Annotated in this window: 10 protein-coding genes; 5 read left to right on the forward strand and 5 right to left on the reverse strand. The window is 66.2% G+C overall.

Features of this window, described 5'->3' with window-relative positions:
• The 3 genes from VW23_RS16485 to VW23_RS16495 all read right to left on the reverse strand — a co-directional run.
• The coding region (locus tag VW23_RS16485; RefSeq protein WP_069910640.1) for an alanine racemase at positions 1-819 on the reverse strand (819 nt) is incomplete at its 3' end.
• Positions 816-2552, reverse strand: a complete 1737-nt coding sequence (locus VW23_RS16490) for a hydantoinase B/oxoprolinase family protein (protein WP_069910641.1) — start codon at positions 2550-2552, stop codon at positions 816-818. The genes VW23_RS16485 and VW23_RS16490, both read right to left, overlap by 4 nt.
• Positions 2549-4612, reverse strand: coding sequence for a hydantoinase/oxoprolinase family protein (locus VW23_RS16495; protein WP_069910642.1), 2064 nt, complete (start codon positions 4610-4612; stop codon positions 2549-2551). The genes VW23_RS16490 and VW23_RS16495 overlap by 4 nt, the downstream gene beginning before the upstream one ends.
• 97 nt (positions 4613-4709) lie before the next feature.
• On the opposite strand from VW23_RS16495, the gene VW23_RS16500 reads away from it, so the two are divergent.
• The 3 genes from VW23_RS16500 to VW23_RS16510 all read left to right on the forward strand — a co-directional run bounded on the left by VW23_RS16500 (position 4710) and on the right by VW23_RS16510 (position 7677).
• Entirely contained in the window at positions 4710-5603 is an 894-nt protein-coding gene (locus VW23_RS16500) for a LysR family transcriptional regulator (protein ID WP_069910643.1), read from the forward strand.
• 137 nt (positions 5604-5740) lie between these two features.
• Entirely contained in the window at positions 5741-6619 is an 879-nt protein-coding gene (locus tag VW23_RS16505) for a phytanoyl-CoA dioxygenase family protein (protein WP_069910644.1), read from the forward strand.
• 56 nt (positions 6620-6675) lie between these two features.
• Complete coding sequence (locus tag VW23_RS16510) at positions 6676-7677, forward strand: bestrophin family protein (protein WP_069910645.1); 1002 nt, start codon at positions 6676-6678, stop codon at positions 7675-7677.
• Here VW23_RS16510 and VW23_RS16515 read toward each other — a convergent pair.
• Both VW23_RS16515 and VW23_RS16520 read right to left on the reverse strand, forming a co-directional pair.
• On the reverse strand, positions 7674-8162 hold the full coding sequence (locus tag VW23_RS16515; protein ID WP_069910646.1) for a DUF805 domain-containing protein: 489 nt from the start codon (positions 8160-8162) through the stop codon (positions 7674-7676). The genes VW23_RS16510 and VW23_RS16515 overlap by 4 nt on opposite strands.
• A gap of 134 nt (positions 8163-8296) precedes the next feature.
• Positions 8297-9919, reverse strand: coding sequence for an ABC-F family ATP-binding cassette domain-containing protein (locus VW23_RS16520; RefSeq protein ID WP_069910647.1), 1623 nt, complete (start codon positions 9917-9919; stop codon positions 8297-8299).
• A gap of 180 nt (positions 9920-10099) precedes the next feature.
• Here VW23_RS16520 and VW23_RS16525 point away from each other — a divergent pair, with 180 nt between their 5' ends.
• Together VW23_RS16525 and VW23_RS16530 are read left to right on the forward strand one after the other, a co-directional pair.
• Positions 10100-10465: an ArsR/SmtB family transcription factor gene (locus VW23_RS16525; RefSeq protein WP_069910648.1), complete on the forward strand. Its 366-nt coding sequence runs from the start codon at positions 10100-10102 to the stop codon at positions 10463-10465.
• 1 nt (position 10466) lies between these two features.
• Positions 10467-10970 carry an SRPBCC family protein gene (locus tag VW23_RS16530; RefSeq protein ID WP_069910649.1) on the forward strand — a complete coding sequence of 168 codons (504 nt, stop codon included), beginning with the start codon at positions 10467-10469 and terminating at the stop codon, positions 10968-10970.
• Positions 10971-11073 lie beyond the last annotated feature (103 nt).

Here is an 11073-nt window from a genome sequence, read left to right on the forward strand (position 1 = left end):
ATCGAACACCGGCTCGCCGGCGCCGTGGAAATCCACCGGGCGGTAGCCTTCGTCCATCAGCACGTAGGAGCCGGCCTGCACTTCGGTGAGGATGCCATCCTCGAAATCCAGGAGGTGGCTGCCGGTGCCGCCACCACTGACGATCGCCGGCGCCAGGCCGGCGGCGCGAAGGCCGACGAGAATGGGGGCGAGCCGCGCGTTGGCGAGGTCGTTGGCAGCGCGGCGCTCCTGGTGGTCGAAGACGTGCTGCACCTTTCCGGCATAGGCCTGCACTCCGGCATAGACGAGCCCAATCTCGGTGGTAATGGCGCGAGCCAGGGCAACTGCCTCCTCCGCCTCGGTCACCCCGGTGCGGCCGAGCCCGGTGTCGCAATCGATCAGCACGGCGAAATGCGTGCCAGCGGCGCGGGCCGACGCCCCGAACGCCGCGACCAGCTCCAGTCGGTCGACCACCACGATCAGCTCAAGCCCACGTGCCGCGGCGGCGGTCAACCGGTCGATCTTCAACCGGCTCGACACCGGCGCAGTCAGCATCAGTTTCGTCAGCCCGGCCTCGAACAGTGCCAGCAGCTCGCCCGGCTTGGCGCAGGCAATGCCCAGCGCACCGGCCGCCATCTGGCGCTCGGCGATCGCTGCGCATTTGTGCGATTTGGCGTGCGGGCGCAGCCCGATGCCGGAGAGCCGGGCCAGTTGCGCCAGGCGATCGAGGCTCGCCTCGAACCGCTGGGCATCGAGCAGCAGGGCCGGCGTTTCGAGTTGCGCGCGGCTGCCGGGCTGACCGACCAGCGTTTCGTTGAGACCGGCGACCCCGCGTTTCATCGCGCCACTCCGGCACGGCGGGCGGCGCCGAGGCTTTGCGTGGCGCCGAGGTCGAGCCTGAGATCGTCGCCGATGACGACGCCGTAGTCGCGCGCCGCGCCATCGATGCTGACCTTCTCGGCCACCACATCGGCGAGCACCCGCTCGGGTTCGCGTTCGAGCGCGTCGCCGTAGCCGCCACCCCCTGCCCCGACGAGGCGGAACACATCGCCGGAGGCGGCGGCGAAGCCGCGCATCGGCATGGTGGGGAGCAGTTTTTCGCTGCCATCCGCGCCGATATGGACATGCGCCGACGGGCCACCGGTGCCGCCGCCTTCGAGCCCGTAGGGTGGGTGGTCGCGGCGATCGCCGCGGAGGTTGAAACCGGTGGGCTGCAGGAACCTGAACTCGCGGGTGAAGGCGAGGCCGCCGCGATGGCGCCCTGCCCCACCGGAATCGGTGACGAAGCCATAGCGCAGCACCTCGACCGGCATCTCGGCCTCGATCATCTCGATCGGCTGGTTGGAGAGGTTGGCCGCCGGGTTGGAGATCGCCTCGATGCCGTCACGATCGGCACGCGCCCCCCAGGTGCCCACCAGCATCTCGTTGAGCACATATTGTCGGCCCTGGTACGTGCCGCCCGCCGCCATCAGGAACGGCCCGCCTTCCGAGCCGGCAATGGCGCGTTCGGGCACCACCTGGGCCAGTGCCCGCATGATGGTGTCGAACACCCGATAGCCGACGACACCGCGCGCCCCACATGCGGCCGGGTAGACCGGGTTGAGCAGGCACCCCTCGGGCGCCCGGACGGTGATCGGCTTCAGGTAGCCATCGCAATTGGGGATATCGCGGCGCGACAGACAGCGGATCGCAGTGAAGGCGGCGGACTCGGGGAGCGAAATCGGGCAGTTGATGCTCGCCGCCACCTGGCCCGAGGTGCCCTCGAAGTCGATGTCGATGCTGTCATCCATGACGGTCACGGTGGCCCGGATGCGGATCGGCTCGGGCGCCTCGCCAATGCCGTCGAGGTAATCCTCGCCGACATAGACGCCGTTGGGCAGCTCGCGGATGGTGTCGCGCATCATCTGTTCGGCATGCGCGTGCAACGCCTCGACATAGAGCGCCAGCTCGGCGGCGCCATAGCGCTCGACCAGCTGCAGCAGGCCGCGCTCGGCGGTGGTGCAGGCAGCAATCTGCGCCCGCAAATCGCCCAGCACCTCCACCGGCTGGCGAGTGTTGGACTGGATCAGCTCGAACAGCGTCGCATTGGGCTCGCCCGCGGCGTAGAGCTTCAGCAGCGGCAGACGCAGCCCCTCCTGCTGGATCTCGGTGGCATAGATCGCAACGCTCCCGGGCACGATGCCGCCGAGATCGGTATGGTGGGCGACGGTCGCCGCATAGCCGGCGAGCGCCGTCCCCTGAAAGATCGGCTTGATCACGTAGATATCGGGGAGGTGCTGGCCACCGGCGCTGTAGGGGTCGTTGGTGATCAGCACGTCGCCGGGGCTCAGGTCGGCACCGAACTTCTGCTCGATGAAGCGCATGACGCGCGGGAACGAGCAAAGCTGGATCGGCAGCGTGAGGCCTTGGGCGATCACCCGTCCCTGGGGGTCGCAGAGCGCCGTCGAGTAATCCATGATGTCGCGCACTACGGGGGAATAGGCGCTGCGCATGACGATCAGAGCCATTTCGTCGGCGATCGAAGCGAGGCCATTGCGGATGACCTCGAGGGTAATGGGATCGACGCGGCTCATGGCTGGCTGACCTCGATTTCGATGTTGCCGGCCGCATCTAGCCGAGCTGACGCATTGGGCGGGATCACGCAGGTGCAGTCGTAGTCCTCGATGATGAAGGGCCCGGGCCGCAGGCTCAAGCCCAGCGCCTCGCGGCCGATCACCGGGGTCATTACCGGCGTAGCGCCGAAGGCCACCAGCCGGTCGCGTCGTTCGAAATCCGGAGCCGGCGCGTAGCGCACGATCTCCGAAGCGACGGGTACACGCACGGTAAGGCGAAGGTTCACCAGTTGCACCGGATCGGCGCTGGAGCGGTGGCCATAGGTGCGCTCGTGCTCGGTGTGGAAGCCCTCGACCAGGTCAGCGACCTCGCCGGTTCGGTCGGCAATGTTCAACTCATAGGCCTGACCGAAATAGCGGAGATCGGCGCTGTAGCGGAACTCGGCGCTGGCGGCATCGTAAGCATCGGCAGCGAGCGCCGCCCGGGCCCGGATGCTCAACTCGGCGTTCAGGTCGGCCAGCATCGCGGGGCTGATCGCCACGGTATCGGCCAGCAGCGGCTGCACGAACTCCTGCTCTACATCGGAGCGCAGGAGCCCCGAACCACTGAACACGCCGGCGGCCACCGGCACGATAATGTGGCGGATGCCGAGCGCCGCGGCGATATCGGCAGCGACCACCGGGCCATTGCCGCCGAAGGCGACGAGGCTGAAGTCGCGCGGGTCGCGACCACGATAGGTGGAAACGGCTTTCACCGCCCGGGTCATGGTCGAAATCGCAAGCGTCAGCACGCCCCGCGCAGTGGTCAGCAGATCCTGGCCAAGTGGCTCGGCGATCTGGGTGCGGAGCGCCGCGCGGGCGCCTTCGGCATCGACGGCGATGCTGCCGCCGGCGAGCGTCGTGTCGTTGATATAGCCGAGCGTCACGAACACGTCGGTGAGGGTGGCGCGCGTACCGCCGCGGCCATAGGCGACCGGACCCGGCATGGCGCCGGCGCTTTCCGGCCCGACGGTGACGCGCCCTTGCCGGTCCAGCGCCACGAGGCTGCCGCCGCCGGCGCCGATCTCCGACACGTCGATGAACGGCATCTTGATCGGATAACCGCCGCCCTTCACCAGCTTGCTGGAGAGGTTGATGCCGGCGCCCACCTCATACTCGTCGGTACGAGCCGCCTCGCCTTTCTCGATCAGCGCGGCCTTGGCGGTGGTGCCGCCCATGTCGAACGAAATGATGTTGGCCCCCCGCCCCTCGCCGCGGACCAGCCGGGCGCAGGCGATGACGCCGGCGGCCGGGCCCGATTCGACCAGCGAGGCGGCGCGCTTCACCGATGCGGCGAGCCGCATGATGCCACCGCCCGAATGCATCATCTCGATCGGCGCGGTGACACCGATGGCGGCGAGCCGGCCGGCCAGCGCATCGGCATAGGAACGGATGACCGGACCGACATAGGCGTTCACCACCGCGGTCGAAGTGCGCTCATACTCGCGGATCTCGGGCAGGATTTCGGAGCCGCGGGTGATGTAGACGCCGTCGCCGAGTTCTTCGCGAAGGATCGCCTCGGTGCGGATCTCGTGCTCCGGGTTGGCATAGGCGTGCAGGTAGCTGATCGCCACCGACTCGATGCCCGCGGCGCGGAAGCGCTGGGCGGCGTTATGGACCTCGGCCTCATCAAGCGGCACGCGAACCGTGCCGTCGGGCCTCATCCGCTCGCTGATCTCGAGCCGGCGCTGGCGCGGCACCAGCGGCGGCGGCTTGTCATATTGCAGGTCGTACAGCACCGGGATGCGCAAGCGGCGCAGCTCCAGCACGTCGCGAAAACCGCGGGTGGTAACAAGCCCGGTGCGGGCGCCCTTGAATTCGAGAATGGTGTTGGTGGCAACGGTGGTGGCGTGGACGATCGCGGAGATCTCGGCCGGCGCGATGCCGAGCTCGCCGATCAGTGTCGCGAGCCCATCAGCAATGCCGCGACTGTAATCATCCGGCGTCGACGCCACCTTGCGGATCGACACCGTGCCGGCGGCGTCGACCAAGGCGATGTCGGTAAAGGTGCCGCCGATATCGATGCCAACGCGATAGGCCAAGGCTGATCTCCGTCTCGAACAGTGGACGAAGTCTAGTCAGGTGCGAGCGATCAGTTCCAATTGATAGTTGGCGCCAGACTGATAGGCTTTGCCTATCATGCGTCTGACCCTCGCCCAGATTGAAACCTTCTACTGGATCAGCCGGCTGGGCAGCTTTCACGCCGCGGCGCGGCAGCTCAACGTCACGCAGCCATCGGTCTCCGGTCGCATCCGCGAGCTCGAACTGGAACTGGGGACGGGGCTGTTCGACCGTTCGGGCGGGCGGGCCCGACTGACTGAAGCGGGCCGAGCCATCCAGACCCAGGCCGAACAGATGCTGACGCTGGCGCGCGAGATCCATGACGAGGCCGGGTCGGGAAAGCTCCGCGGGCTGCTGCGCCTCGGCGTGGTGGAGACGGTGGCGCACCTGGCGCTGCCTGGGCTGATCGGGGCGCTGAAGCTGCGGCGGCCGCAACTGCGGGTCGAGCTGGCAGTCGACGTGGGCGCCGCTTTGATCCGGCAGCTCGAAGAGCGCCAGCTCGACGTGGTGATCAGCAACGACAGCACCAACGTGGAAGGCGCCATATCGCGGGCGCTGGGGCAGATCGACCTGGCGTGGGTGGGCCCGGTGGGTCATCGGCTGGCCGGCCAGGTGCTGCATCCGGCGGACCTCAGAGACGAGGCGATCTTCACGCAGCCGGCGCAATCGACCATTGGACGGACCATTCGTGCCTGGTTCGATACCGGCCGGGAGGCGCCGAAATCGCTGAGCGTCTGCAACTCGCTGTCGGTGATCTCTGAACTGGTGGCGGCAGGCCTCGGCTTCGCAGTGATCACCCCGGCACTGCTCAGTCCAGAACTCGCCGCGAGGGTAGTGCGTTACGCTGCGGAGCCACCTATCGAGGCGCGAACGCTGTCGGTGGCGGCGCTTCGCGAGACCTGGTCGGAGGATGTCGAGTTTATCGCCGAGTTCGTGGCCGAGGCGTTTCAACAGGGGCGGAGCCTGCGATAGCCAAACGCGTCGGATGGTAAGCGCGCATCAGTGCATATCAGACGAATGGCAGGGCTCCACTCGCCACAAAATCCGTGCTTAACATACTACCATACCGCGCCCGCGGACTGAGCTGCCACATCCCGTAGGAACATCTTATGCCTCACAAACTCCAGGTGCTCACTCCAGAGCAGGCGCAGTACTTTGTCGAAAAAGGCTACGTGCTCGTCAAAGGCTGCCTCGATCCGGAGCTGGCCGAGAAATGGACGGCCGAGGCCTATACGCGGCTGGGCTATGACCCGATCGACCGCTCCACCTGGACCAAGGAAATCGTCTGGATGGACCGTAACCACGTGGCCGCCATCAAGGACCTGTCGCCCAAGGCCTGGGGCGCGCTCTGCGACGTGACCGGCGGCGAGGACCGCATCGACCACAAGGTCATGGAGATCGAGTCGCAGCACTTCACCACCATCGATTCCACCGAGTGGTCGGATGCCTTCATCGTCAATTTCCGCCGCGGCGCCGACAAGCCGTGGATGAAGCCCTCGCCCGAGGCCGGCGGCTGGCACAAGGATGGCAGCTTCTTCCGCCACTTCCTCGATAGCCGCGAACAGGGCCTGTTGACTGTCGTCTACTGGTCGAATGTCGGCCACAAGGGCGGCGGCACTTTCATTGCGCCCGACTCGATCAAGCACGTGGCGCGCTACCTCGCCGACCATCCGGAGGGGGTCGACCCGTCGTTCGACTTCGGCCACCTGATCGACAAGTGCGAGGAGTTCGTCGAAGTCACCGGCGAGGTCGGCGACTTCATCATTCTCCACCCCTACATGCTGCACGCCTCCTCGAACAACCACTCGCCCAATGTGCGCTTCATGACCAACCCGCCGGTGGTGCTGAAGGACCCGATGAACTTCAACCGCGAGGACCCGGCCGAGTTCTCGCTGATCGAACGGGCGACGCTGCACGGGCTTGGGCTCGACCGCTACGACTTCCGCCCCACCGGCCCGCGCGACGAGCAGTGGAAGGTGATCGGCTGATCGCCTTTCGACAGGCCGTGGGATAGTGGCGACGTCGAATCTCGGAGTCGCCACTGATGCATGTCGGACGTTCCTACCGGTTGCTGGATTTTGCGGTCTGGTCGCGGCGCGGTGCACTCTACGTGCTGATCGTCAGCCTCGTGGCGGTGGCGGCCTACAGCCTGCCGCCACTGGCCGGGTTCGGAATCCCCTGGCCGATCGTCGCGGTGCTCGGTACCAGCGTGGCGCTGGTTGCCGGCTTCAAGAACGGCCAGGTGCTGCAGCGCAGTTCCGACGCGCTGCAGGCCTTCGCCCAGATCGCGGCGATCAGCCGGCTGCTGGCGACGCTGAGCTGCGATTTCCTCGAGAAGGATGTGGCGCGCCGGGTGATCCTCCGCCATCTCGCCTGGCTCACGGCGCTGCGCTACTCGCTGCGCCGTCCGATGCCATGGGAGACGGTGAGCCAGGGCGTCAACCGGGCGTTCCGGCGCCGCTATTACCAGATCCAGGAAGATCTCACGACGCTGCCACAGGCGCTGACGCCGCTGCTGGGCACCGCGGCGGACGCCATCGCCGCGCGGCCACAGCCGGCGCTGGCGCTGCTGCATTTGCAGGGCGAGGAGATCAACGGGCTGCTCAAGCAGGGCGCCGTCCCGACCCAGGTTTATTCCGAGCTGATGAAGCTGCTGCGTGATTGCCATGACCAGCAGGCGCGCTGCGATCGGATCAAGAACACCCCCTACCCCCGGCAATATGCAGCGGTCAGCGCCATCTTCGTCGTCATCTTCGCCACCCTTTTGCCGTTCGGCGTGGTGCCGACCTTTGCAACGATGGGCGGCGCTGATGGGGTGCTCGGCACGGTAATACTGTGGCTGAGCGTGCCGTTCAGCGTGCTGATCGGCTGGATGTACTTCGCGCTCGACCTGGTCGGCGAAAGCACCTCGAACCCGTTCGAGGGCAATGCCAACGACGTGCCGATCTCGCAGATCAGCCGCGACCTCGAGATCGAGCTCCGTTCCCGGCTCAGTGATACCGAACTGCCGCCGGCGCTGCCGCCGGTGCATGGGATCGCGACCTAGGTCTCCGAGCTCGGCGACCATGGGCCGCGGGCGCGCCGCCGGGCGTCCATGTCGGCGACAAACGCCTGCGCCCGGGAGAGCGGGACCGCCTTGGTGCGGGGCGCCGTCCAGCTGGTTTCCCGCGGGTCATCGCCGTAGTCGTTGGCGCCGTAGCCCGCGGGCCCGAAGAACATCAGGGCCAGCAGCCAGAAGCCGCCAATGATCGGCACGAGGCAAATCCAGTACCACCAGCCCGACCGTCCGCTGTCGTGCAGCCGCCGCACCGTCACGGTGATGTTCGGGACGACGTGGATGAAGATGCAGAACATGGTCAGTGGCCCGAAACTGCTGATGTCCCGCGAGCGGTAGCCGAGCACCGCCATGTCCACCCAGACCGCACCGACCGTGAGGAGCACCGAGACCAGCATGTACACCCAGTATTGCGTGCGCGAGGAGCGCCCCGCGAGCTCGAAATACCGCAGCATCGTGTCGAAATAGCCGAACATCCGGAAATTGCCCCTGCCCTCGCCAAGCAAAGCTAGAGCAGGACGATCAACATCCGATTTGAGCGAAGTATCGCAATTTAGCGACCTTAGTCGCTACAGCTTCGTCGGTCGTCAGGAGACGAAGGGCCGGCGCTCTACCCCCTGAGGCCCGGCGCTTCCTGGCCGGTACGCGCCACATACTCGGTATAGCCGCCGCCATAGGCGTGGACGCCCTCGGGCGTCAGTTCCAGCACGCGGTTGCTGAGCGCGGCGAGGAAGTGGCGGTCGTGCGAGACGAACAGCATCGTCCCCTCATACTGCGACAATGCCTCGATCAGCATCTCTTTCGTCGCGATATCGAGGTGGTTGGTCGGCTCGTCGAGCACCAGGAAGTTCGGCGAATCGAACAAAAGTTTTGCCATCACCAAGCGGGCCTTCTCGCCGCCTGACAGCACCCGGCACTTCTTTTCGATCTCGTCACCGGAGAAACCGAAGCAACCGGCCAGCGCTCTTAGGGCTGCCTGCCCGGCCTGCGGAAAGCTGTCCTCGAGCGACTGGAACACTGTCCGGTCGCCATCGAGCAGATCCATGGCGTGCTGGGCGAAATAGCCGAGTTTTACGCTCGGGCCGACATTGATCGAGCCGTTGTCCGGCTCGGTGCTGCCGGCTACCAGCTTCAGCAGCGTCGATTTGCCGGCGCCGTTGACGCCCATGATGCACCAGCGCTCCTTGCGCCGGACATGGAAATCCAGCCCCTCGTAGATCGAGCGGCTGCCATAGGCTTTGTCGACGCCCTTCAGCAGCACCACGTCCTCGCCGGAACGCGCCGGCGGACGGAACTCGAAGTTCACGCTCTGGCGGCGCTTGGGCGGCTCCACCTTGTCGATCTTGTCGAGCTTTTTCACCCGGCTCTGCACCTGCGCGGCGTGGCTGGCGCGCGCCTTAAACCGCTCGATAAAGGCAATCTCCTTGGCCAGCATCGCCTGCTGGCGCTCGAACTGCGCCTGCATCTGCTTGTCGCTGAGGGCGCGCTGCTGCTGGTAGAACTCGTAGTCGCCGGAATAGGCGGTCAGCGTGCCGCCATCGATCTCGACGATCTTGTTGACCACGCGGTTCATGAAGGCGCGATCGTGCGAGGTCATCAGCACGCCGCCCTCGTAGCGCTTCAGAAAATCCTCGAGCCAGATCAGGCTTTCGATATCGAGATGGTTGGAGGGCTCGTCGAGCAGCAATGCATCGGGCCGCATCAGCAGGATCTTGCCCAGCGCCACGCGCATCTTCCAGCCGCGCGACAGCGCACCGACGTCGCCATCCATCATCTCCTGGCTGAACCCGAGGCCATCAAGCACTTCGCGGGCCCGCGCATCGAGGCTGTAGCCGTCGAGCTCCTGGAACTGACCCTGCACCTCGCCATAGCGGGTGATGATCTCGTCCATCTCATCGGCGCGATCGGGGTCTGCCATCGCCGCCTCGAGCTCGCTCATCTCTGATATCAGCGCGCCGGCGGGGCCGGCGCCCTCCATCACCTCGGCGACGGCCGAGCGGCCGGCCATGTCGCCGACATCCTGGCTGAAATAGCCGATGGCGACGCCGCGATCGACTGCCACCTGCCCCTCGTCCGGCTGCTCCTCGCCGGTGATCATCCGGAACAGCGTGGTCTTGCCGGCGCCGTTCGGGCCAACCAGCCCGATCTTCTCACCGCGCTGCAACGCCGCCGAGGCTTCGATGAAGACGATCTGCTTGCCGTTCTGTTTGGAAATGTTTTCGAGGCGGATCATGCGGTTACGAGGCCCTGCTGAAGTGTCGGGCCTGTGCTGACTGGTCGCGGCCGCGGGTTCTGGCGTGGCGTAAAGCATTCGCGAGCCCGCGACGCAAGCGCGGCGGCGTCACAGGTGCCCTGCGCCACCGGCGCAGCGGAGGGCTTGACATTATTTGCGCTATCGCGTAATTACATGTCTATGCAAACACAAGATCCACTCACCGCCACCTTCGCCGCCCTCGCCGACCCGACCCGTCGCGCCATGCTGGCGCGGCTGACCCAGGGGCCGGCGACCGTCAACGAGCTGGCCGAGCCGTTCGCGCTGACCCTCCCCACCGTATCGCGACACCTCAAGGTGCTCGAGCAGGCGGGATTGATCAGCAAGCAGCGCTCGGCGCAATCGCGACCCTGCACGCTGGAGATCGCGCCGCTGGTTGAGGCCGACGCCTGGATGGCCCAGTACCGCGAGTTCTTCACCACCCGCTTCGACCGGCTCGATACGCAGCTCAAAGCCATGATGGCCGCCCGCGCCGATGCCGCAAAACCCTCCAGAGGAGACCAGTGACATGCCCGCCAGCTATGCTCTCGATCGTGGAATCGCCCTGCAGCGTACCTTCGCCGCGCCGGCCAGCGTGGTGTTCGAAGCCTGGACCGACCCGGCCTATCTCGACTGGTACTTCAACCCGGAACAACACACCGATCAGCCAGCAACGGTCGACCTCCGGGTCGGCGGCCAGTGGCGCCAGGAAATGGTCGAGACCCCGGAGAAGCGCTACTTCACCGGCGGGGTCTACCGCGAGATCGTGCCGGGCAAGAAGCTGGCGTTCTACTGGGGCGCCGTCGGCGGCTGGCCCGAGCTCGACCTCGACAATCTCGACGAGAGCCCGCTGGTCACCATCCAGCTGACGCCGTACGGGGCGCAGACGCTGATGGATTTCCACGTGCAGTTCCCCGACCAGTACACGCCTGAAAGGGTCGACTGGTGGATGAACTGCGGCATGGTCGCCGGCTGGAACATGACCATCGACCGGCTCGTCGCGGTGTACGAGGCCGAGCGCCGCGCCGGGTAGTCTACCTGGTCCAAGCACGATCCATCAGCTGTCTCTTATAACCATCTGACCCTGCCGACGAGCGATCCACTGTACATTACGGTGGTCGCCGTTACATTAAGAA

The sequence above is a fragment of the Devosia insulae DS-56 genome, assembly GCF_000970465.2.
Taxonomy (GTDB): Bacteria; Pseudomonadota; Alphaproteobacteria; order Rhizobiales; family Devosiaceae; genus Devosia_A; species Devosia_A insulae.

Coding starts and splice junctions, on each gene's coding strand:
- VW23_RS16490 (WP_069910641.1), bottom strand. CDS start 2,552: ATGAGCCGCGTCGATCCCATTACCCTCGAGGTCATCCGCAATGGCCTC.
- VW23_RS16505 (WP_069910644.1), top strand. CDS start 5,741: ATGCCTCACAAACTCCAGGTGCTCACTCCAGAGCAGGCGCAGTACTTT.
- VW23_RS16525 (WP_069910648.1), top strand. CDS start 10,100: ATGCAAACACAAGATCCACTCACCGCCACCTTCGCCGCCCTCGCCGAC.
- VW23_RS16530 (WP_069910649.1), top strand. CDS start 10,467: ATGCCCGCCAGCTATGCTCTCGATCGTGGAATCGCCCTGCAGCGTACC.
- VW23_RS16515 (WP_069910646.1), bottom strand. CDS start 8,162: ATGTTCGGCTATTTCGACACGATGCTGCGGTATTTCGAGCTCGCGGGG.
- VW23_RS16500 (WP_069910643.1), top strand. CDS start 4,710: ATGCGTCTGACCCTCGCCCAGATTGAAACCTTCTACTGGATCAGCCGG.
- VW23_RS16520 (WP_069910647.1), bottom strand. CDS start 9,919: ATGATCCGCCTCGAAAACATTTCCAAACAGAACGGCAAGCAGATCGTC.
- VW23_RS16510 (WP_069910645.1), top strand. CDS start 6,676: ATGCATGTCGGACGTTCCTACCGGTTGCTGGATTTTGCGGTCTGGTCG.